Consider the following 22,868-nt stretch of genomic DNA (forward strand, 5'->3'; position numbering starts at 1 on the left):
CGCCTACTTCAGCGCCAGCCAGGCGACGCCGGCCACCACGGCCAGGGCCACGATGACGCCGATGATCACGCCGATGCGGGGGCCGGAGGAAGCGGCGGCTGCCTGCGCCTGGCGCTCCTGGGGAGTCTCGTCGACGAACGCGCGGAACATCTGGGTGCTGCCGGCGGGGTCGTAATTGCCCTGGGGGCCCTGGGTGTTAGCCATGGCCCGAGACACTAGCGAATCCACGTGACCGACCCAAGTGGGGGGCCACCGGGACAGACGGGGGCAGCTCACCCGCACCCACCTGCACATTTACGGTTGCAATGCATGCCTTTGCCAAGTTTTTACGTCCCCGCGTCGCCGATTTATTTGCCTGCAGCAACCAAACACGGTTATGGTTGCCCCAAGCAACGAATACGGGAGGTGTGATGGCCGAGCAGGCGCAGTTCGAAGAGCTGGCGCGTCAGCTCAGTGCCGTCGGAGCCGTCAAACGGGACATGGGGCGGATCCTGCCGCCCGACTGCCCGGCCGGCTCGGCCGCCGTGCTGACTCTGCTCGGCCGCCACGGAGACATGCGCATGAGCAAGCTCGCGGAGCTGCTCGCCGTGGACATGTCGGTCACCAGCCGGCATGTCGCGCACGTCGCCGCGCGCGGCTGGATCGAGCGGCACCCGGACCCGGCGGACAAGCGCTCGCGCATCCTGCGTCTGACGCCCGCCGGCCTGGAGCAGCTCGACGAGCTGTCCCGGCGGACCACGCATCTGCTCGCCGAGCGGCTCGCCGACTGGACCGACGACGAGGTGGGCCAGCTGATCCGGCTGATGACCCGCCTGCGCGAGTCCTTCGGCGACTGCCGGTCCACCGCGTTCCGGCTCCCGGCCACCGTGGCCGCTCCCGTAGCCGAAGAGACCACCCGTACACCCGCAAGCACGTAAGAAAAGGAAGCCCATGGCAACGACCACACCAGCCGGTGTGCGGGCTCACGCCAAGCACGGGGGAGGCTCCCACAGCGACGCCCCGATGACGCACCGGCAGATCATGGAGGCCCTGTCCGGGCTGCTCCTCGGCATGTTCGTGGCGATCCTGTCGTCCACGATCGTCTCCAACGCCCTGCCGCACATCATCGGGGACCTGGGCGGCGGCCAGTCCGCCTACACCTGGGTGGTCACCGCCGCCCTGCTGTCGATGACCGCGGCCACTCCCCTGTGGGGCAAGCTCGCCGACCTGTACAGCAAGAAGGCTCTCGTCCAGATAGCCCTGGTCATCTATGTGGTCGCCTCGATGGCGGCCGGTCTGTCGCAGAACCCCGGCATGCTCATCACCTTCCGGGTGTTCCAGGGCATCGGCGTCGGCGGTCTGTCCGCCCTGGCGCAGATCGTCATGGCGGCGATGATCTCCCCGCGTGAGCGCGGCCGGTACTCCGGCTACCTCGGTGCCACCTTCGCCGTCGCCACCGTCGGCGGCCCGCTGCTCGGCGGTGTCATCACCGACACCTCCTGGCTGGGCTGGCGCTGGTGCTTCTACGTCGGTGTCCCCTTCGCGATCATCGCGCTGATCGTGCTGCAGAAGACCCTGCACCTGCCCGTGGTCAAGCGGGAGGCCAAGGTCGACTGGGCCGGCGCGTCCGTCATCTCCGCCGCTGTCTCCCTGCTGCTGATCTGGGTCACCTTCGCCGGTGACAAGTACGACTGGCTGTCCTGGCAGACGTACACGATGGTCGCCGGTTCGATCGTCCTCGGCGCGATCTTCGTGCTCATCGAGTCCAGGGCCAGCGAGCCGATCATCCCGCTGCGCCTGTTCAGGAACCGCACCATCACCCTGGCGTCGCTCGCCTCGTTGTTCGTCGGTGTCGCGATGTTCACCGGCACGGTGTTCTTCAGCCAGTACTTCCAGCTGGCCCGCGACAAGTCGCCGACGATGTCGGGCGTCATGACCATCCCGATGATCGGCGGTCTGTTCGTCTCCTCGACCGTCTCGGGGCAGTTCATCACCCGCACCGGCCGCTGGAAGGCCTGGCTGGTCAGCGGAGGCGTGCTGGTCACGGCCGGTCTGGTGCTGCTCGGCGGCATCCGGTACGACACCGACTACTGGAAGATGGCCGTCTTCATGGCGCTGCTGGGTCTCGGCATCGGCATGATGATGCAGAACCTGGTCCTCGCCACGCAGAACCAGGTGGCGCCCTCCGACCTCGGCTCGGCCAGCTCCACGGTCACCTTCTTCCGCTCCCTCGGCGGTGCGGTCGGCGTCTCCGCGCTGGGCGCGGTGATGTCCCGCCGGATCACCCACTACGTCCAGGACGGCGTCGCCGCCCTGAGCCCCAAGTACCAGGCCGCCGTCGCGGGCAGCTCGGGCTCGACCGACAGCATCCCGGACATGGACAAGCTCCCGGCGCCCATCCGGACGCTGCTGGAGAGCGCCTACGGCCACGGCATCGCCGATGTCTTCTTCATCGCCGGCTGCCTCGCCGCCACCGCCTTCCTGATCACCCTGTTCATCAAGGAGGTCCCGCTGAAGACCAGGGGTGCGCTCGCGCAGACCGCCGAGGGCGAGGCCCCCGTCACCGCCCCGGCCGCCGCCCCCGTCGAGACCGCCCCGGAGAACGCCATGCGGGAACCCGCCCAGGAGAAGGTGCCCAGCTGGGCCGAGCCCGTCGTCGCGGCGGACCGCTTCCAGCAGGCGGCGGCCACCGCGACCGCCCCCCAGATGACCGCCGTCGCCACGCTCGCCGAGCCCGGCACCGGTGGCGGCACCCCGGTGCACGGCTTCGTCCGCGGCGCCGAGAGCGCCCCGGTCCCGCAGGCCGCGGTCACCCTGATCTCGCTGTCCGGCCGACAGCTGGGCCGCGCGGTCGCCCGGACCGACGGCGCCTACGCGGTCGACGCCCCGGGCACGGGTTCGTACGTCCTGATCGCCTCCGCCGACGGCTACCAGCCGCAGGCCTCCACCATCGTGGTGGGCGAGGAGCCGCTGTCGTACGACATCCTGCTCAGCGGCACCAGCGGGCTGACCGGTGTGGTCCGGGCCGCCGGGAGCGCGCTGCCGGTCAAGGACGCCATGGTGATCGTCACCGACGTGCGCGGTGATCTGCTGGCCACGGCCGCCACCGGCGAGCAGGGCGACTTCGCCTTCAGCGAGCTGGTGCCGGGCACGGTGACCATGGCGGTCAACGCGAGCGGATTCCGTCCGCGCGCCGTGCCCGTCGAGATCGGCGCCACCGGGGTCACCCGGATCGAGATCGCCCTGGACGCCGGCGCCCGCCTCCAGGGTGTCGTCAGGGCCCCGCACGGTCCGCTGGCCGACGCCCGCGTGACGCTCGTCGACCAGGCGGGCAACGTGGTCGGCACCGCCACCACCGGTACGGACGGCGCGTACGCCTTCAGCGACCTGGACAGCGGCGAGTACACCGTCATCGCGACGGGCTACCCGCCGGTGGCGACGGCCCTGACCCTCTCCGGCACCGGAGTCGACGGCCACGACATCCAGCTCGCCCACCCCGGCGAGTAGTGCACCGCCGGCCTGTGGCACACGGACGTCCGTGTGCCACAGGCCGGTTCTCCACGACCGATTTATAAGACTTTTTCAGGGAGTTGGCGGGATGGGACTGACCGCGAAGATCCGTACCCGAGACGGGTGGGCCGTGTCGCACGCGGTCGTCACGGTGACCGACATGACCGGTACGCAGGTGCTGCGCGCCGAGGCGGACGCCGAGGGAGCCGTACGGGATGCCACCGAGCTGGCGCCGGGGGCGTACACGGTGATCGTGACGGCCGTCGGCTACGCGCCCGCGGCCTCCTCCGCGATCGTCACCGCGAGCGGCCGGGCGCAGGTCGGCACGATCACGCTGGCCCGGCAGGGCGGCACCGAACTGCCGCCGCCCGGCCCCTGGACCATCGACCCGGTGCACTCCTCCGTCGCCGCGGTCGCCCAGCACCTGGGGATCTCCAGCGTGCACGGACGGTTCACGGAGTTCGGCGGCACGATCGAGATCGCACCGGACGACGTCACCAAGTCCCGTGTGGAGGCGGTGATCAGGGCCGCGTCCATCGACACGGGCAACGGCATGCGCGACACGCATCTGAAGTCCGGGGACTTCCTCGACGTGGAGCAGCACCCGGAGATCGCCTACCGCTCCACCGGGGTGACGGCCGTGGGTTCCGACCGCTGGACGGTCCACGGCGAGCTGTTCCTGCACGGGGTCGTACGACCGGTGGACCTGGACCTGGCCTACCTCGGCACCGGCGCCGACCCCTGGGGCGGCACGCGCGCCGCCTTCCGCGCCACGGCGGAACTGCACCGCGAGGACTTCGCGATGAACTACAACCAGGTCCTGCAGGCGGGCATCACCGCGATCGGCACGACGCTGAAGGTGGAGCTGGACATCCAGGCGGTGCAGGGCTACTCACTGCCCCAGGCGTAGGCACACCAGGGTCAGCCACAGGGGCACACACTGCTCCTGGGCCGGCCCCATGGCACCGAACATCGCGACCAACCCCGCAGGGCAAGTCCGTCATCCGGGTCACCCCGGAGCGCTGGGGGCCGGTGGCGACCGGGGGGTTTCCGGCGCGGCTGGTGTCCGGCGGGGAGTGGTCAGCCGCGGTCTACCATCGCCTCGATGCCGGCGATCAGCAGGTCCAGGGCGAAGTCGAAGTCCCGGTCCATCATCTCGGCGACCGTGTCCCCGCCGCGGGCGTCCAGGATCTCCTTGGACTCCTGGAGGAGGCCCGCGGCCTCGGGATGCCGCTGGGCCTCGGTCATGGACTGCTGGAAGTAGTCGTCGGGGGACAGCCCGGAGTCCGCGATCCGTCCCAGGAACTGCACCTCCAGCGTGCCGTAGCCGTAGACGAACTGGAAGACGGCCGAGATGGCGCTCATCATGCGGTGCGCCGGCAGCCCGGTGCGCCGTATCACCCGCTGCACCACGAGGGAGTACGCCAGCGCGTTGGGGCCGATGTTGAGGTACTTCCCGGCCAGCGGCGACAGCCAGGGGTGACGCACCAGCAGCGCCCGGTACGCGTCGGCCAGCCCCCGCAGCTGGTCCCGCCAGTCCTCCGCCGTGTTCTCCGGGTCGGGCAGCGGCAGCTCGCCGAAGGCCGCGTCCAGGGCGAGTTCCAGCAGGTCGTCCTTGGTGTCGACGTACCAGTACAGGGACATCGCGGTGACGTTCAGCTCCGCGGCCAGCCGCCGCATGGAGAACTTCGCCAGCCCCTCGGCATCGAGCAGCCGCACGGACACCGAGGTGATCCGCTCCCGGTCGAGCCCGGAGGGCTGGCCCCCGCTCCGGCCACCCCGGCGGGCCTTCCCCTCCAGCCAGACACTGGCTCGCGGAGACCGACCTGCTTCCTTCACCACCGGCGCACCTTTCTAGTTTCGGCCACTGGTCCAACCTAAAGGGGCACGGGGCTGCACCGATATGCGGCTACCGCCGGGTGGGCGCGATCAGCCACCACACACCCGCACCCGCACCCATACCCACACCCCCCGGGCTCTTAGGCGGCCTTCCGTTCAGCCCGCCTCAAAAGCCCCGCGGCCACAACCCCTCCGATCAGCACAGCAACGGCCCCGACCAGCTGACCGGCCCCGAGCCCGGCGGACAGCGACTCCCCCGACGCCACAGAAGAGCTGAGCACGGCACCCAGCACGGCAACACCAAGACCGTTACCGAACTCGGCCAACGTTCCGTTGATCCCGGCCCCCACCCCCGCCCTCTCCGGAGGAATCGCGCTCATGATCGCGTGAGCCATCGCCGGGTTCGCGACAGCGCACCCCGCGCCGATGAGCAGCAGACCGAGCAGCGTCCCGCCGTAACTCCCGGAATCCAGCTCCGCGATGGCCACGAGACCCGCCGACATCAGCACCATCCCGAGCGCGATGGACACCGGCGTGCCCAGCCGCCCGGACCACTTCGCCGACAGACCGCTGAAATTGAGCAGCACCACGGTGAGCGCCAGCGGAGCGGTCCGCAGGCCCGCCTCCAGCGGTGCGTAGCCGAGGACGAACTGCAGATGCTGCGTCAGCAGGAACAGCGCACCGCCGATGCCGAACATGAGGAGCACGGCCCCGGCGACCGCCCCCGTGAACCGCCGGTCCCGGAAGAAGTGCAGGTCGAGCATCGGGTCGGCGATCCTGCTCTCCCACCAGGCGAACAGGGACAGCACCACGACCGCCACGGCCGCCGAACCCAGCACGTGCGGGGAGGTCCAGCCGTGGACGGGGCCGGAGATGATCGCGTACACGAGCGAGGCCATGCCGACGGTGGACAGCAGCGCCCCGAGCAGGTCGGGACGGTCGCCGCGAGGGTTGCTCGACTCCGGTACGAGGGCCGCCACCGCTATCAGGCCAACGGCGGCGACCGGGACGTTGATCAGGAAGATCGCGCCCCACCAGAAGTGGTCGAGCAGGAAGCCGCCGATGAGCGGACCGGCCGCGAAGCCCAGCGCGTTCACCGCGCTCCAGATGCCGATCGCCTTCGGCTGCTCCTCGGGCGCGAAGATCTGCATCGCGACGGCCAGCGTGGTGGTCATCAGCAGTGCGCCGCCGATACCCATGCCGGCCCGCGCGGCGATCAGCTGGCCGGTGGAGCCGGCGAGTCCGGCCACCAGCGAGCCGATGCCGAACAGGGCGAGCCCCGCGATCAGCATCTTCTTGCGGCCGTAGCGGTCGGCGGCGCTGCCCGCGGTGAGCAGCAGCCCGGACTGCACCAGGGAGTAGGCGCTGATCATCCACTGGATGTCGGAGGTGGCGGCGTGCAGCTCGCGGGTGAGCGAGGGGACGGCCACGTTCAGCACGGTGTTGTCGAGCAGCACGGTGAGCTGTGCGAGGCAGATGACACCGAGGATCAGCCAGCGCTTGGGGTGGCCTGAGGGCGTGGACGGAGACATGTTGTACACCGTATAGGCAGAGCTATACGGTGTACAACACTGTTTTCCGTCAGCTGTTCTTCCGCGTGAGGTCGTAGAACGTGGCCGAACCGACCGTGACCTTCTTGAAGTTGCTCTGGACCCACGAGCTGATCTGCGAGGACGTCCCGGAGTTGGCTCCTGCGCCCATGCGCCCGCCGGCGATGAAGTAGTGGATCCTTCCCTCCGCCACGTATTTTCTGAACTGCGCCGGTGTCGGGGACGGGTCGGTACCGTTGAAGCCGCCGATCGCCATCACCGGGTCACCGGTGGCCAGCTGGTAGCCGGCCGCGTTCTGGGAACCGATGGACGCGGCGACCCAGGTGTACTTCGAGGCGTCCTTCTCCAGCAGCCGCTTGGCAGCCGACGACACGTTCGCGCCGTTCAGCAGGCCACCGGCGCCCCCGCCGCCGCCCATGCCGCCTTCGCCCATCCGGCCGCCGCCCGGGAAGCCGGCGCCGGGGAAGCCGTTGCCGTTCTGCCGGCCCTGCCGACCCTGACCGTTCTGGCCCTGCTGGCCGGGCATGCCGCCGCCGAAGCCGCCACCGCCCGGGAACCCGCCGCCGTTCTGCTGCCCCTGGCCCTGCTGCCCCTGGCCCTGCCGGCCCGGCAGCCCGCCGCCGAAGCCGCCCCGCATGCCGCCACCGCCGGGACCCCGGCCGCCGCCGAAGCCCCTCATGCTCGCGCCCGCCGGGCCCGCCGTCGGGATGGAGCCGGTGTGCGCGGAGTCCACCGTGCTGAGGGTGTACGCCGTCGGTCCGGCGAGCGCGGCCACCAGACCCACGGCCGCCGCCCCGATGGCCGACTGCCGGGAGATCCGGCCGGCGAAGACCAGGCCCAGCGCCGCCGCCGTACCGCCGATCAGCACCAGCCACTTCAGCCAGGGCAGATAGGCGGAGGTGCGGTTGAGCAGGACGTAACCCCAGGCCGCCGCGGCCACGACCGACCCGGCGAGGGTGATCGACGCCCAGGTCTCCCCGCGCTTCTCCCACAGCAGCCCGGCACCCATGCCGACGACGGCCGCGAGGTAGGGCGCGAGGGCCACCGTGTAGTACTGGTGGAAGATGCCCGCCATGTAGCTGAACACCACCATGGTGATCAGCAGCGAGCCGCCCCAGACGAGGAACGAGGCCCGCGTGACGGACGTACGGCGCAGCTTGCGGGTCGCCCACAGGCCCGCGACCAGCAGGATCAGCGCGGCCGGGAGCAGCCAGGAGATCTGGCTGCCGATCTCGGAGTTGAACATCCGGTCCCAGCCGGTCTCGCCCCACTGCCCGCCGCCGTTGCCACCGCCGCCGCCGGGGACGACGCTGCCGGTCTCGTCGCCGCTGATCCGGCCGAGGCCGTTGTAGCCGAAGGTCAGCTCCAGGAAGCTGTTGTTCTGCGAACCGCCGATGTAGGGACGGGAGGAGGCCGGCCACAGCTCGACGACCGCCACCCACCAGCCGCCGGCGACGACGAGCGCGACGGTGGCCAGGCCCAGCTGGACCAGGCGCTTGCGCAGCCTCACCGGACCGCAGACGGCGTAGACGAGCGCCAGCGGCGGCAGGATCAGGAAGGCCTGCAGGGTCTTGGCGAGGAAGGCGAAGCCGATCGCGGCCCCGGCCCACACCAGCCACCTGGTCCGGCCGTCCTCCACCGCCCGTACGACGAAGTAGCAGGCCAGCGCCGTCAGCAGGGCCAGCAGCGCGTCCGGGTTGTTGAACCGGAACATCAGCGCGGCGACCGGGGTGAGCGCGAGCACCGCGCCGGCGACCAGACCGGCCACCGGGCTGAACCGGCGCCGTACGGCCGCGTGGACCACCGCCACCGTGCCGACGCCCATGAGGACCTCGGGCGTGAGGATCGCCCATGAGTTCAGCCCGAAGATCCGGACCGACAGCTCCATCGGCCACATGAACGCCGACGGTTTGTCGACGGTGATCGCGTTGCCCGCGTCCAGCGAGCCGAAGAAGAACGCCTTCCAGGACCTGCTGCCGGCCTGTACGGCCGCCGAGTAGAAGGAGTTGGCGTAGCCGGAGGCGCTGAGGTCGTACAGGTAGAGCAGGAGGGTGGCGGCCAGCAGGCCGAGAAGGGCCGGGCGCGTCCAGCTCGGGTCCTCGGGCCGGCCGCGCCAGAGTCTGCGCAGGACGGGCCGGCCGGGCGTACTCGGCCGAGGCGTCCGCGGGGGAGCCGTGGGAGACGGCCCCCAGCCGGTCGTACCGCTCTGCTGGTGGATGGTCATCGGGGATCCCCCGGGTCGGTGTCGTGAGGGCGCACCGGCTGCAGTTGCACGGTGGCGTCCCTCCAGCTGTCGTCCGCGGCTTGACCGGCGCGGACCTGGGTGGTCGTCGGGTACGACGTCTGGTACGGCACCGGCCGCTGGGGCAGCGGTGCGTACGGGGCCCTCGGAGCCGTCGTCGTGCTGTGGGCCGGCGAGGACGGGACCGGGGTGGCGGCCACCGTCAAGGCGGCGTCGCACTCGCCGCGGTCCGGGAAGACCCAGGCGCGGAAGAGCAGGAACCGCAGCACGGTCGCGGCGAGGTTGGCGGCGATGAGCACCGCCAGTTCGGTGGAGTGCGCCGGGCTGTCGCCGGCCGCGTCGAGAGCGGCCAGCGAGCCGCTGGTCAGGGCGAGCCCGATACCGAAGACGACCAGGCCCTGCGCCTGGTGCCGTACGGCGCCGCCCCGGCCGCGCACCCCGAAGGTGAGCCGGCGGTTCGCGGCCGTGTTGGCGATCGCCGAGACCAGCAGTGCGAGGGCGTTGGCGGCCTGGGAGCCGCAGAACTGCCGGAAGACGCTGTAGAGGAGGAGGTAGAAGAGGGTGGACAGGCCGCCCACGACGCAGAACCCGACGAGCTGGCGGGCCAGGCCCTGGGGAACGCCGGTCAGTTCGCGGTCGCGCGGGTCGTCACCGAAGGGCCGGGTGAGCCGGTCCAGCGGAAGCGAGCCGCCGGCCAGTGCCTTGCCGACCCGCCAGACGCCCTTGAGGTCGTCGGTCGCGGTCTTCACGATGTGCACGGTGGAGTCGGGGTCGTCGACCCAGTCGACCGGCACCTCGTGGATCCTGAGCCCCGCCCGCTCGGCGAGCACCAGCATCTCGGTGTCGAAGAACCAGCCGGTGTCCTCCACCAGCGGCAGCAGCACCTGTGCCACGTCCCGCCGGATGGCCTTGAAGCCGCACTGCGCATCCGAGAACCGGGCCTGGAGGGAGCCGCGCAGGATCAGGTTGTAGGCGCGGCTGATGAACTCCCGCTTCGGGCCGCGTACGACCCGGGAGGTGCGGGCGAGCCGGGAGCCGATCGCGAGGTCCGAGTGGCCGGAGATCAGCGGTGCCACCAGCGGCAGCAGGGCGTTGAGGTCGGTGGACAGGTCGACGTCCATGTAGGCGAGGATCGGTGCGTCCGAGGCCGACCACACGGTCCGCAGGGCCCGCCCCCGGCCCTTCTGCTCCAGGCGGAAGTTGGTGACCTCGGGGATCTCCGCCTCCAGCCGCGCCGCCACCAGCGGGGTGGTGTCCGTGGACGCGTTGTCCGCGATCGTGATGCGGAAGGCGTACGGGAAGGTGCGCGTGAGGTGCGCGTGCAGTCTGCGGACGCACGGCTGGAGGTCCTTCTCCTCGTTGTAGACGGGGATCACTACGTCCAGGACAGGCGTACCGGCGTCGCCGGCCGGGAGGTGCTCCCGCACCGGCAGGGTGCCGGGAGAAGAGTCGGTTCGCATGGGGCCGACTCTCGTCAGGCGCCCTGTTCCACCCGTGTGGTGGCGCTGTGCTGTACCTGTGAGTGCTGTTGCCGGCGCGTCTCCGGCTGCGGCTGCGGGGCGAGCGCCGGCAGATGCACCGTGAACACGGTCCGCCCGGGGACGCTGTCCACGGTCACGGCACCGCCGTGCGCGGCGGCGACGGCCTGCACGATGGCGAGCCCGAGTCCGGTGGACCCCGTCGCCCGGGACCGCGCCGAGTCCCCTCGGGCGAACCGCTCGAAGACGTGCGGCAGCAGGTCCGGCGGCACGCCCTGCCCGTTGTCCTCGACGTCCACGCACATCCACGGCCCGCGCCGCTGCACGCGCGCGGTGACGGTCGTGCCGGGCGGAGTGTGCTTGCGGGCGTTGCCCAGCAGGTTGACCAGCACCTGCTGGATACGGGCGGCGTCCGCGGAGACGAGCGCGGGCTCGTCGGGCAGGTCGAGCCGCCAGTTGTGGTCCATGCCGGCCGCGCGGGAGTCGCTGACGGTGTCCACGACGAGTGGAATGAGATCGGTCTGCTCGAACCGCAGCGGCCGGCCGGCGTCCAGCCGGGCCAGCAGCAGCAGGTCCTCGACCAGGAGGGTCATCCGCCCGGCCTCGGACTCGATCCGCCCGAGCGCGTGCCGCGTGTCGGGCCCGACCTGCTCGCGCCCGCGCCGGGTGAGCTCGGCATACCCGCGAATGGACGCGAGGGGCGTCCTCAGCTCATGACTGGCGTCCGCGACGAACTGCCGTACCCGCATCTCACTCTGCTGCCGGGCGTGCAGCGCGCCGTGCACATGGTCGAGCATGCGGTTGAGCGCGGCACCTACCTGGCCGACCTCGGTGTGCGGGTCGGTCTCCGACTCCGGGACCCGCTCGCTGAGGTTCACCTCGCCGGTGTGCAGGGGGAGTTCGGAGACCCGGGTGGCGGTGGCGGCCACCTTGCGCAGCGGGCGGGTGGCGACGCCGACGAGTACGTATCCGGCGAGACCGGCGGCGACGAGACCGGCGGCGGTGACGCTCACCTCGACGAGGATCAGCGTGTCGATCGTGTTGTTGACCGTCTCGGTCGGCAGGGCGACGTAGTAGGTGCCCTCGGCTCCGGTGACATACCGCACGAGGTACTCACCCAGGCCCGGGATGCCGACGGTGTGCGTGCCCGTGGTGGGCACCCTGTTCAGGGCGGCCTTCTGCTCGTCGCTGAGGGGGACGGGATGGTTCCGCTGGAAGGGGCCGTGGTCGGTGGGGGCCTGCCGGGCGATGACCGCCCGGGTGACCGTGCCGTCGGCGGCGACCTCGGCGGCGATGGTCTTCGGCTGTGTCGGCCCCTGCACGAAGCCCGTGAGCCGGTCCGTCAGCCCGGAGTCGACCAGGCCGCCGGGCTTCATGGGCCCCGACAGGCGCTTGCCGGCCTCCCTCACCTGCCCCTCCAACTGGTCGTACAGATGAGTTCGCAGCGCCACGGTCGTCACCGTCCCGATCACCGCACACACGACGGCGATCAGCACCACGGAGGCGACGACGAGCCGCGCCCGCAGGGTCCGCGGCTGTCCCCCTCGTCGCTTCTGCCGCTTCCGCGGGGCCGGCCGTCGCCGCCGGCTCATGACGCGGCGGGCTTGATCAGGTAACCGGCCCCGCGCCGCGTGTGGATCATCGGCTCACGCCCCGCGTCGATCTTCCGCCGCAGATACGAGATGTACAGCTCGACGACATTGGCCTGTCCGCCGAAGTCGTACGACCAGACCCGGTCCAGGATCTGCGCCTTGCTGAGCACGCGCCGCGGGTTGCGCATGAGGAAGCGCAGCAGCTCGAACTCGGTGGCGGTCAGGTGGATGTTCTCCCCGGCCCGCGACACCTCGTGGCTGTCCTCGTCGAGCGTCAGGTCACCGACGACGAGCACGGAGTCCGACCGCCGGTCGGCGGCCCCGGACCGCCGGATGAGCCCACGCAGCCGGGCCACGACCTCCTCCAGGCTGAACGGCTTGGTGACGTAGTCGTCGCCGCCGGCGGTGAGCCCGGCGATACGGTCCTCGACGGCGTCCTTGGCGGTCAGGAACAGGACGGGCACGTCCGGCAGTTCACGCCGCAGCCGCCCCAGCACGGCGAGCCCGTCCATGTCGGGCAGCATCATGTCCAGTACGACGGCGTCCGGCCGGAACTCACGGGCGGTCCGGACGGCTCCCTGCCCGTCCCCCGCACTCCTGATCTGCCAGCCCTCGTAACGGAGAGCCATGCTCAGCAGTTCGGTGATCGACAGCTCGTCGTCCACCACAAGCACTCGGACGGGGCTCCCGTCCGGCCTCAGCAGTTCGGTGCGCCCCTGGGGCGAGGTCGTGGTCATGGTGACACCTTGTCGGGGTCCTCTGAGAAGACGCTTTCCGATGTCTGTGATTTCCCTGAGAAACACACAGGCGTCTCTCAGGAAGCACCTGGGAAGCGCTCACTCCCGCGCGAAGACGTGCGCGTGCTCGACCCTGGCGATGCGGATCGCGTACCGCTCGTACCAGCGCTCCCGGCCGCGTCGCTTGGCCGCGAGGTGCGCCGGGTGGTCCCGCCACTGCTCGATCCCGGCGAGGTCCCGGAAGTAGGCGACGGAGATCGCGAGTCCGCCGGGGGTGCCGGCGGCGTCCTCGCCGAGGAAGCCGGGGACTTCGCGGACGAGGCGGGAGAGGTGTTCGGCGGTGCGCTGGTATCCGTCGGGGTCGTCGTCGGTACGGGCGGAGGTGAAGACGACGGCGTAGTAAGGGGGTTCGGGGAGGCAGGCGGGCCGCACAGAGGCATCCGTTCGGTCGTTCATGTCCACCACGTTCTCCCGACGGCGCCTTCGGGTCCATGGGCCTTGCCGAAAGGGATCCGTACGGGATCCGAGTCTTTGCCTCCACCCCGGGGACGCTCAGAACAGGCCCTCCGGCGGTTGTGTGAACTCCCGGACGGGGAAGGTGCGTTCATCGATCTCCCGATCCTCGATCCCCCGATCCTCGATCCCCCGGGCCGTGGGGGGCACGAGCCCCCAGCCCGTCATGAGCCGGGTGTCGAGGACGACGACCCCGCCCCGGCCTCCGGCGACCGCCAGATGCAGATCGGGCCCGGCGGCCGCGACCAGCTCACCGCTCACACCGCCACCCGGGACGAGTTCGACCACTTCCCCCCGGGCGGCCGGCGCATCGGCGAGCCCGAACACCCTCATGTGGTCGGTCACTTCACAGGGCTCCGGCCGCAGGGACTCGGGCCATCCGCTGAGCGCCCCGGCCCGCGCATGCAGCTCCCGCACCTCCGCCGCACGCTCCGCCCCGGTCTCCGGCAGCGCCGACCGCACCGCCCGCTTCTCGGCGTACGGAATCCGGTCCGGCACCCGGAGCGCGGCCCGCAGCAGCTCCTCGGTGCGCCGGGCGGCCATCAGCGGTCCGGTGCCGAGCCAGCTGAAACAGACGGCACCCTGCTCCAGCAGCCGGGCCGGGCCCCGCTCGACCGCGGTGATCCCGACCTTGACCATCCCGGGACCGAACCACGCCAGATACACCCGGTACGGCCGCGGATCGTCGGCGATCGTGTCGGCGGCCACGGAGTGCGCCCGGTCCAGCCGCGCGCACTCCTCGCACCGGGCCCCCGTACTCCGCCCCGGCACCACGGCGCGCACCGGGCAGGCGTGCCCGCGCGCCCCGACGCACTGCCGCGCCGAGCCGTCCGCGACGGCGAACGCGACCCGCTTCCCCAGAGGCAGGGCACTGCGCCGCCCGCCGTCCCACATCAGCGTGGGGCCGTCCGGCGTCCAGCGCAGTCCCGCGCATGTCCATACGTGTGCCATCACTCCGAGCGTAGAGGCCGGGTCCGACAGTGCCGCGGGGCAGCCCGGCGGAGGCAGGAGGGGGCCGATCCACCGACTGCCGTCCGCGGACATCTGTTTCGCCTTCGTCCTGGAGGCGGGCGAGAACCTGCTCACGGCCGGCGACCTCGCAGCCCGCGCCCACGTGACCACGGGTGCGGTGACCGGGACCCTCAACCGCCCGCGGGCGGAGGCGCATGACGAAGGCCCCGGATCGCTCCGGGGCCTTCTGTCTCACTCCGTCTCACCCAGGTGTGATCGGCGGATCCCGTGGATCAGCGGACGTCGACGTAGTCGTAGGCGTCGGCGACGGAGGAGTTGCCGTTGCCCGCGTAGTGGAAGCGCCAGGTGCCGTCCGCGGAGGCGGTGACCGTGGTCTTCGCGTAACCGCTGGAGGAGGTCGTGACGGTCCTGACGGTGCTGTAGGTGCTGGTGCCCGCCTTCTTGAACTGCAGCTGCACGGGCTGGCTGCCATAGCCGTAGTACTTCATGTAGCTCCAGCTGGCGCGGTTCAGGGTGCCGGAGATCGTGATGGTCCCGCCCTTGGCGACGGGCTCGGGGCCGGCGTTGAAGCCGCTGAAGCTGCTGGCGCGCTTGATCCAGTGGTTCTTGTAGAAGTCGTTCTCGTAGGAGTCCCCGTCGTTGGCGGACCCGCGGACGGCGACGTTCCACCTGCCGTTCAGCTCGCTGCCCCACAGACCGTCGAGCTCGCCCGGCTTGGCCGTGATGGTGAACTTGCAGGTGGCGGCGGACGCGCTCCAGTAGTCGCAGCTCTCGGCGCCGTTCTCGTTCCAGAGGAAGCCGTCGACGTCGCCGGTCTCCATGTTGGTGCCGTGCCACAGGGCGACGTCCACGTCGTTCTGGCCCTGGCTGATGCCCGACGGGTCGGTCACCGTCACATAGACGTTGAACGACTTCGGCGACAGGCCGACGACGACGTCCTTGTTGGCATTGACGGTGACCTTGGTCACCTGGATGTCGCCGTCCGCCCCGGTGGCGGGCGAGGCGGCGAAGGACTGCTGCTTGCTCGGCGCCTGGTGGGCGCTCTTGAACTGCTCGGCCTTGGCGGCAGCCGGGTTCCCCTCGGCGTGCGCGGCCGGGACGGCCAGGGCGGTCATGGCTGCGGCACCGGAGAGAGCCGCGGCGGCCAGGCTGGCACGTATGCGCATGTTGTTCCCCAAGTGAGGAATGGGGCCGCAGCGAGGTGGGGGACTCACGGGCCCGACGGTTCTGAGGAGTCTGGCGACTCGTACCGAAGACCTACGGGCGCGGCGAACGGTTGTACCGGAGATGGAAGTTCCGTTAACCGGTTCACCGTCCGGATGACCTCAGCTTCCACCGGGATCAGAACACCGGATCAGAACACCGGTGCCGCCGGTGCCGGGGCAGTTGGCGCGCTCGGATTCGCGTGCTGCCGCAACCCCGGCCTCTGGTTGTCGAGTTGCCCGGCACGGGTGTTCTCAGCAACCCCCTGCCGGCCTCGCCACACTTCCTCACGCGAGTCGGGCGCCGGTCTGCCCGCTGGTGGTGGAGCGGTGGAGACCGGCGCCCGCTGCGAACCGCGGGCTGCGTGAACAGCCCGCGGTCTTCAATCGGTCAGCCGAGGCTGGGCTCGATCTTGCCGTGCGCGAGCGCGGGCATGTACTTCTTGTTGCCCTGGAACTGCGCCTCGTAGCCAGAACCGAGCGCCTGGGCCCACAGAATGGGGTCGAGGAGGTTGGAGCCGCTGTCGAGGTGCGCGACTCCGGTCGCGTCCGTCACCCCGATACCGATCTGTCGGCCCGACCCGACGGTGAACGTGATGGGCACGCCCTTGATGGGCTCGCCGTCGCTGTCGATGAGCTTCGCGCTGATCTGAGCCTGCGCCTGGCCCATCACAGTTCCCTTCACCGTCGCTGCGGTGAGCTGCGGGTATTCCTTCTCCGTTCCCCCGTTGGACTGCGGCGGGTACGGGTACGGCTGCGGGTACGGCTGGAACTGCGGCGGGTACGGGTACTGCCCCTGGGGCGGGTAGGGGTACGGCTGCGGTGGGTACGGCTGGAACTGCGGCGGGTACGGGTACTGCGGCTGGGGCGGCGCGTATGGCTGCGTCGTCACTGGTACTCCTCATGGGATGGGACCGGCGCGGGCATATGCCTGCCCTCCCACCGTTACACGCAGCGCGACAACCCGCCCCCCGAATCGTCACTGTGCGTTACATTTCCAGAGTTGCGGCTGGCATATGACCCAAACGGTCCACCCGCCGACGGCTCCAAAAGCACCGGCCAACCTTGCCGTCAAGGCAAAAGCCAGAGGCCCTGTGGATCGCTCCACAGGGCCTCTGAACTGTTGTGCACTCGGCAGGATTCGAACCTGCAACCTTCTGATCCGTAGTCAGATGCTCTATCCGTTAAGCTACGAGTGCTTGTGCTGTTCTTTTGTTCTTGTCTCCGTTTCGGCCCTTTCGGCCCGTCCCGGCGACAGGAAGAACATTACATGACTGCCGCCGCCATGTGAAATCCGATTGGCGCACCCCTTGTGACCTGCGGAAACGCCGATGGGAGGCCAAGAGGGGACACATAGGGGGCAGCCGGCGCGGGAACGCCGAAGCCCCGGTCCTGGGACCGGGGCTTCGGGATCGGTGCGGAGGCGGAGGGATTTGAACCCTCGATCGGGTGTTAGCCCGAAACCGCATTAGCAGTGCGGCGCCATAGACCGGACTAGGCGACGCCTCCAGCACAACCGCTCACACGAGCGCGCGAGTGGTGCGTGCAGATGATGACACAGCCGAGCGGCCTGTCACCAATCGCCCCCCACGGTACTAGGCAGTCGGGGCACAGAGCAAAGGGCTTCCTACGGCGAGGCGTGCCGCAACATCCGGCGGCCGGAGGCGTTGGGCAGGTCATGGTCTTTCTTCTTCAGCGAGGTCCGGCGCGCGCCGGTGTCCGGCCGGGCCCGGTTCGCGGCGGCGTCGGTCCTGTCCTCGCCGCTGTCTCGGGACTCCTCGCCCTGTCCGCCGTACCCGCCGTCGCCGCGCCCGCGGGGCCGTCGCCCGTGCGGCCCGAGGACCGGGGCGGCGATCACCTCACCGTCGTCGTGCGGCAGGCCGGATCCGGGCGGGACGGGACGTACGACCTGTCCTGCCATCCGGCCGGCGGGAGTCACCCGGACGCGGCGGAGGCCTGCCGGCTGCTGGACGGGCGCACGCGCTGGGGGCGGGACCTCTTCGCTCCGGTGGCACCCGGCACCACCTGCACCATGCTCTACGGCGGACCGGCCACCGCCCGGGTGACCGGCACCTGGGCCGGACGCAGGGTCGACGCCGGCTACGACCGCAGCAACGGGTGCGAGATCGGGCGGTGGAACGGGCTGGTGCCGCTGCTGCCGGAGCTGGGCTCGGTGCCCGCCTGAGCGGCTGGGGCGAGGGGGCTGGGTGTGCTGGCTCATGGGGGTCTTCCGTTGAAATCACCGGCCCGGTGAAGGTCCCGCGAAGGTCTCGCGGGGCCGGAGCGGAGCCGGAGCCGAGCCTGAGCGGGGCCCGAGCGGGGCCGGAGCCGAACCGGAGGCGGGCCGAAGGAGCCGTCGTCGGTGCAGCCGGAGGCCGTGGTCGGCGGGTGGTCACGCGTTCGGTGTCACTTCGTCGTGGGACCTCCCTCTCATCCGGCGTCGCGAGCGCAACGCGTGCGCTTAGACTCCCTCGCGTGACACGTCGCGGGCCGGTTGGCAAGATGGCCCGAGCGGTCGGCAAGGTGCGGTAACAGGGAGGAAGGCGTCTCGTGAGCAGCAGGCCATCCCGAGGCGCTGCTCGCCTCGCAGCCATACTCGACGCGCTGCCGGACGCGTTGGTCCTGGTCAACGCCAACGGAACCGTCGTCAACGCGAACACCATCGCGCTGGAGGCCTTCGAGGCGCCGGGCACGGCGCTCGTCGGGCGCGGGATGCTCGATCTGCTGCCGGAGTTCGACTCGCGGCTCATCCCCGGCTCGATGCGGCGGCCCGATCACATGGACCCGCGGGGACGGACCAAACCGACGCGGATGATCGCGCGGCGGACCGACGGAACCGAGTTCCCGGTCGAGGTCACGAGCGCGAATCTGGAGAACGGCCAGCAGGCGTACGACGGTTACGGCTACACCGGCGACGAGCTGCTGATGGTCGTCGTACGGGACCTGTCCGGGACCGTCGACACCGAGGCCGAGCTGGCCCGCTCGCAGCGGCAGACCGAGATGATCCTGCGGGCGGCGTCCGAAGGCGTCGTGGGCACCGACACCGAGGGACGGATCGTCCTCGTCAACCCGGCCGCCGCCCAGATACTGGGTTACCGGGCCGGTGAACTGGGCGGCAAGGAGCTGCACACGCTCGTACTGCACTCGCGTGCCGACGGTTCCCCCTTCCCGTACGAGGAGTCCCCGCTCGCCGACACCCTGCGCTCCGGGCGCAAGCACCGGGTGCGTGGGCAGGCGCTGTGGTCCAAGGGGAAGGAGAAGGTCTCCGTCGACCTCACCACCGCTCCCGTGCGCGACGGGGACCAGCTCGTCGGCGCCGTGATGACCTTCACCGACCGGCGGCCGCTCGAAACCCTGGCCGAGCAGAAGGCGGCGCTGGAGAAGGCGCACGCCCAGGAGGTGGAGCGGCTCTCCGAGGAGCACGCCTCCGACCTGACCGCGCTGCGCCAGCAGCATGTCACCGAGCTCGAGGAACTCCGCGAGGAGCATGCGGAGGAGCTGGCCGCCGGCGAGGAGCGGTACGCCGCGCTCGCCGAGCGGGAGAAGGACCGGTACGAGGCCCTGGCCGGGCGGCACGAACAGCTGCTGACCCTGCTCGGGCAGTCGCTGCGCGGGCCCCTGGAGGAGCTGCGGCGCGAGCTGGCCGCGCTGGCCGCCGACGATGCCGGGCAGCTGTGGCCCGAGGCCAATCAGGTGCTCCATCACCTTTCCGCCGGGTACTCGCGGATCACGACGCTCATCGACAACGTCCTCGGCTATCAGCTGCTGGACGCCGGCGCCGAGGACATCCACCGTACGAAGGTGATGCTGGACGCCGTCGTCGCCGCGGGTGTGGACGGGGCCGTCGAGCTGATCGGGCCGGGGCGGGTGCAGTTCGCCGTGCACGCGCCGCCCATCGAGGCCGAGGTGGACCCGCAGCGGCTCGCCACCGCGCTCGCCCACCTCGTGGCGGACGTGGCCGGCGTCGACGCGACCGGCAACTCGCCCGTCTCCGCGGGCGGTTACCTGGACAACACGGTCGTGGTCGCCGCCGCGCAGCGCGGTGAGGTCGCGCGGATCGAGGTGCGCGGGCCGTACGCCGGGGGAGACGCGGTGCACGAGCCGATCGTGCGCGGGATCGTACGGGCCCACGGCGGCGTGCTGCAGACCCACGAGGTGCCGGGCATGAGCGGCAGCGCGTATGTGCTGGAAGTGCCGCTCGGCGGTGGCGCCGGGACGGTCGACGGACAGGTGCCGACGGCCGCGGCGCCTCCGGCCGGGCAGGGACTGGGCATGCAGGGACCGGGTGCGCAGGTTTCCGGCGGCGGCGCGTCGGCCGCGGAGGAGGCGACCGGTGCCGTCGAGCAGTCGGCCGGTGGCGGACGGCGGCGGGCCCGGCGCGCCTCCACGGACGCCTTCCTGGAGAGTGAGGTGGCCGCGGCGGGTCAGACCGGTGACGCGGAGGCGCCCGTCCCGACCGGGCGGCGCCGCAGGCGGGCCGCCGCGCCCACCGAGGAGACCGGCGTGGTCCCCGCGGCCGAGGGCCCGGAGAACGCGTCCGGTGGCAGGGGGCGACGGCGTGGCCGGCCCGCCGAGAGCGACGGCGGTGACGGTGCGGCCGTGAGTGAGGGTGCGGTGGTGACGGCCGCCGAGCATGCCGCCGGGGCCGCTGCCTCGGGTACGGGCCTCGGCTCCGCCGTGCCGCCCCAGGGCGTGCCCGCGCCCACGGGCCGACGCGCTCCCCATGACTCGGGCGCTGCGCAGCCGGCCCTGCCGGCCGCCCTGCCCGCCGCAGCATCAGGCAGCGGGGCGGCGCCGGGGGCTCCGGCCCTTCCTGGTGCGCAGGCCGAGGCCGCTCCGGCCGAGGGCGGGCAGCCGACCGGGCGGCGCCGGCGTGCGCTGGCCGCCGCGGCAGAGCGGGCCGCCGTCCAGGAGGCCGGCGCCCGTACGGTCTTCGCCCTGCCGCCGGCCGAGGCCGACCGCTCACCGGAGTCCGCGGACGCGGCGAACGGCGTGGGTACGGTTCCGGCGACCGGTGGAGTTCCGGCCACCGGTGGGGTTCCGGTGGCGGGCACGCCTGTGGCCCCCGGGGGCGCCGTGCCGGTCGGTCCGGGGGCCGGTGCGCCTGCCGGTCCGGGAGCCGTTGCCCCTGCCGGTCACGGGATGGTCGCGCCCGCCGGGCCGGGTGCGGGTGCCGGTCCGGGAGTCGCCGGGGGGCAGCCGCGGATTCCGGTCCAGGGCGCCGGGCAGGTGCAGGGCACCGGGCAGATGCAGGTGCAGGTGCCGGCTCAGCAGCCGCTGCCCGTCACGGGGGCACCCGGTGACGTCGGCCGGCATGATGCCGTACCGCTCGACCAGGCCTCGGACCACACCCCGCCGCAGCCGCATCCGACCAGCGCGCCGACCGGTCGCCGCCGCCGGGCCGTGGCCCAGCCGACGGAGCCCGCTCAGCCGACGGCCCCCGAGGCACCGGAAAGCGCGCAGCCGGCCTCGGCACCGACACCTCCCGCGCGGACGCCCTCCGTACAGACGCCTCCGGCACAGGCCGCTGCCGGCCAGGCGCTCCCGGGGCAGGCCGGGCCGCACCCCGCCGGGGCACCGACTCCCGGGCAGGGCACCCCCGTGCACGGCCTTCCGGCGCAGGGCACGGCCGGGCAGGGCATCCCCGTCCAGGCCGGTCCCGCGGCAGCCGCGGGGCAGACGCCCGTTCCCGCACAGGCGGCGCCGGGTGCCCCCGCCGGTGTGTCCGTACCCGGTCAGCAGCCTGCCGCAGCGCACTCCGCCGCGCCCGCGGTGCCCACGCACGGCACCGCCGGCCGCCCCGTACCGGCCGCTTCCGGACCGGCCCTCCCGGCCCAGCAGCCCCCCGCGGCCCCGGCCGGGGCGGGTACCGGGCAGATGCCGGCGGCCGTCCAGGCACCCGGTGTGCCCCAGCAGTGGCCCGGCGCCGATGACACCTCCGGTGCGGGCACGCCCGTACCGCAGACCGGCACGCCGGCCACGGGCTCCCCGCTCCCCGCGGAACACGCCGGTGCGCAGGCGCCGCGGGCCGCGCAGCCGTTGCCCGCCGAGGATGCCGCGGTCGACCCGAACTCGACGCAGGGCCGGGCGATCAGTGTGCGCACGCTCGGGCAGGGCGTGCCGTTCGCGCGGCAGGCCGCGCAGGTGCAGCAGCCGACGGCGACCCCGCCGCCGCACGCGCCGGGCGGATCCGGCCGGCGGCGCAAGCTGGGCACGCCTCCCGACCCGGCCCAGCGCGCGGAGCAGCCGGAGCAGGCCGCCCTGCCGCATCCGCCGGCCGCACCGTCGCCCGCACAGCCGTCGCTCGGCGGACAGCCGGTCCCCGCGCAGGCGCAGCCGTCGCTCCCCGGGCAGTCCCTGCTCGCCCCCGGCACCGAGGGCGCCGGGCGGTCGTACGCCATAGGCGCGCCGGACGCCGATGCCGCCGAGGGGCCCGAGCCGCTGGACGGTCCCGGTGGGGCGGTCGAGGTCTCGGACGCGCCGTTGCCGCAGCCGCTCGACGACGAGCTGCCCCCGGAGCCGCTGGACAACCCGCGCCGGCTGCTGGTGTGGCCCGCGCCGGACGCGCCGACCCAGCAGGCGCTGAGCGACCGTGGCTACCGGCCGGTGATCGTGCACTCCCGTGAGGAGGTCGACGCGCAGATCGCGGCGTTCCCGGCCGCCCTGTTCGTGGACCCGCTGACGGGGCCCATCACGCGTACGGCCCTGCAGGCGCTGCGGCAGGCCGCGGTCGCGGCCGAGGTGCCGGTGCTGGTGACGGCCGGACTCGGGCAGGCGACGCGCGAGGCGGCGTACGGCGCCGACCCCGCCGTTCTGCTGAAGGCGCTGGCGCCGCGGGACAGCGAGCAGCACCCGCCGCGGGTGCTGCTCATCGAGGAGCACGCGGAGATCGCGCTGGCGCTGACCTCGACGCTGGAGCGGCGCGGGATGCAGGTGGCGCGGGCCGCGAACGACAACGACGCGGTGACGCTCGCCGGGCAGTTCCGGCCGAACCTCGTGGTGATGGACCTGATGCAGGTGCAGCGGCGGCAGGCCGGCTTCACCGGGATCATCGACTGGCTCCGCGCGAACGGTCAGCTCAACCGCACCCCGCTGGTCGTCTACACGGCCGCCGTCGACCAGGCCGACCTGCCCCGGCTGGCCGCGGGCGAAACAGTGCTGTTCCTCGCGGAGCGGTCGACCAGTACCGAGGTGCAGGACCGGATCGTGGACCTGCTGGCCAGGATCGGCACGAACTAGTCGCCTTCGGGCGCC

Annotated in this window: 16 protein-coding genes, 2 tRNA genes and 1 pseudogene; 6 read left to right on the top strand and 13 right to left on the bottom strand. The window is 72.0% G+C overall.

Annotated elements, in window-relative coordinates; translation table 11 throughout:
• Window positions 1-3: 3 nt before the first annotated feature.
• Window positions 4-204, bottom strand: coding sequence for a hypothetical protein (locus ABZ624_RS09195; protein WP_360084243.1), 201 nt, complete (start codon window positions 202-204; stop codon window positions 4-6).
• A 206-nt stretch (window positions 205-410) separates the two neighbouring features.
• On the opposite strand from ABZ624_RS09195, the gene ABZ624_RS09200 reads away from it, so the two are divergent.
• The 3 genes from ABZ624_RS09200 (at window position 411) to ABZ624_RS09210 (ending at window position 4,399) form a co-directional block, all read left to right on the top strand.
• Complete coding sequence (locus ABZ624_RS09200) at window positions 411-917, top strand: MarR family transcriptional regulator (protein ID WP_360084246.1); 507 nt, start codon at window positions 411-413, stop codon at window positions 915-917.
• A gap of 13 nt (window positions 918-930) precedes the next feature.
• Window positions 931-3,486: an MFS transporter gene (locus ABZ624_RS09205; RefSeq protein ID WP_360084249.1), complete on the top strand. Its 2,556-nt coding sequence runs from the start codon at window positions 931-933 to the stop codon at window positions 3,484-3,486.
• A gap of 91 nt (window positions 3,487-3,577) precedes the next feature.
• Window positions 3,578-4,399, top strand: a complete 822-nt coding sequence (locus tag ABZ624_RS09210) for a YceI family protein (protein WP_360084252.1) — start codon at window positions 3,578-3,580, stop codon at window positions 4,397-4,399.
• A 170-nt stretch (window positions 4,400-4,569) separates the two neighbouring features.
• On the opposite strand, the gene ABZ624_RS09215 is transcribed toward ABZ624_RS09210, so the two are convergent.
• From ABZ624_RS09215 to ABZ624_RS09250, 8 genes are all read right to left on the bottom strand, one after another.
• Entirely contained in the window at window positions 4,570-5,331 is a 762-nt protein-coding gene (locus ABZ624_RS09215) for a TetR/AcrR family transcriptional regulator (RefSeq protein WP_360084255.1), read from the bottom strand.
• Window positions 5,332-5,468: 137 nt separating this feature from the next.
• A complete protein-coding gene (locus ABZ624_RS09220) occupies window positions 5,469-6,860 on the bottom strand; it encodes an MFS transporter (RefSeq protein ID WP_360084257.1) in 1,392 nt (463 codons plus the stop codon).
• A 49-nt stretch (window positions 6,861-6,909) separates the two neighbouring features.
• On the bottom strand, window positions 6,910-9,102 hold the full coding sequence (locus ABZ624_RS09225) for a glycosyltransferase family 39 protein (RefSeq protein WP_360084259.1): 2,193 nt from the start codon (window positions 9,100-9,102) through the stop codon (window positions 6,910-6,912).
• Window positions 9,099-10,580, bottom strand: a complete 1,482-nt coding sequence (locus ABZ624_RS09230) for a bifunctional glycosyltransferase family 2/GtrA family protein (protein WP_360084262.1) — start codon at window positions 10,578-10,580, stop codon at window positions 9,099-9,101. Before ABZ624_RS09230 ends, ABZ624_RS09225 begins: the two co-directional genes overlap by 4 nt.
• Before the next feature lie 14 nt (window positions 10,581-10,594).
• A complete protein-coding gene (locus ABZ624_RS09235; protein WP_360084265.1) occupies window positions 10,595-12,190 on the bottom strand; it encodes a HAMP domain-containing sensor histidine kinase in 1,596 nt (531 codons plus the stop codon).
• Window positions 12,187-12,927, bottom strand: a complete 741-nt coding sequence (locus tag ABZ624_RS09240) for a response regulator transcription factor (RefSeq protein WP_360084268.1) — start codon at window positions 12,925-12,927, stop codon at window positions 12,187-12,189. Before ABZ624_RS09240 ends, ABZ624_RS09235 begins: the two co-directional genes overlap by 4 nt.
• 99 nt (window positions 12,928-13,026) lie before the next feature.
• A complete protein-coding gene (locus tag ABZ624_RS09245) occupies window positions 13,027-13,383 on the bottom strand; it encodes an antibiotic biosynthesis monooxygenase (protein ID WP_360084271.1) in 357 nt (118 codons plus the stop codon).
• A gap of 96 nt (window positions 13,384-13,479) precedes the next feature.
• A complete protein-coding gene (locus ABZ624_RS09250; RefSeq protein ID WP_360084273.1) occupies window positions 13,480-14,391 on the bottom strand; it encodes a DUF2797 domain-containing protein in 912 nt (303 codons plus the stop codon).
• Between the two features lie 88 nt (window positions 14,392-14,479).
• Between ABZ624_RS09250 and ABZ624_RS09255 the strand changes: the two are divergent.
• A pseudogene (locus ABZ624_RS09255) lies at window positions 14,480-14,590 on the top strand (MarR family transcriptional regulator); the annotation flags it as partial.
• A 94-nt stretch (window positions 14,591-14,684) separates the two neighbouring features.
• Here ABZ624_RS09255 and ABZ624_RS09260 read toward each other — a convergent pair.
• From ABZ624_RS09260 to ABZ624_RS09275, 4 genes are all read right to left on the bottom strand, one after another.
• The gene (locus ABZ624_RS09260) at window positions 14,685-15,578 is read right to left on the bottom strand and encodes a calcium-binding protein (protein ID WP_360084276.1); all 894 of its coding nucleotides are present in this window, start codon (window positions 15,576-15,578) and stop codon (window positions 14,685-14,687) included.
• 427 nt (window positions 15,579-16,005) lie between these two features.
• Window positions 16,006-16,506, bottom strand: coding sequence for a hypothetical protein (locus ABZ624_RS09265; protein ID WP_360084278.1), 501 nt, complete (start codon window positions 16,504-16,506; stop codon window positions 16,006-16,008).
• A gap of 234 nt (window positions 16,507-16,740) precedes the next feature.
• Window positions 16,741-16,813 (bottom strand) — tRNA-Arg (locus ABZ624_RS09270).
• A gap of 219 nt (window positions 16,814-17,032) precedes the next feature.
• Window positions 17,033-17,123: transfer RNA gene (locus tag ABZ624_RS09275), tRNA-Ser, on the bottom strand.
• Window positions 17,124-17,292: 169 nt separating this feature from the next.
• Here ABZ624_RS09275 and ABZ624_RS09280 point away from each other — a divergent pair.
• Both ABZ624_RS09280 and ABZ624_RS09285 read left to right on the top strand, forming a co-directional pair.
• The gene (locus ABZ624_RS09280) at window positions 17,293-17,799 is read left to right on the top strand and encodes an SSI family serine proteinase inhibitor (protein WP_360084281.1); all 507 of its coding nucleotides are present in this window, start codon (window positions 17,293-17,295) and stop codon (window positions 17,797-17,799) included.
• Between the two features lie 365 nt (window positions 17,800-18,164).
• The gene (locus ABZ624_RS09285) at window positions 18,165-22,853 is read left to right on the top strand and encodes a PAS domain-containing protein (protein WP_360084284.1); all 4,689 of its coding nucleotides are present in this window, start codon (window positions 18,165-18,167) and stop codon (window positions 22,851-22,853) included.
• Window positions 22,854-22,868: the final 15 nt, after the last annotated feature.

Source organism: Streptomyces sp. NPDC007205, from assembly GCF_040634095.1.
Taxonomy (GTDB): Bacteria; Actinomycetota; Actinomycetes; order Streptomycetales; family Streptomycetaceae; genus Streptomyces.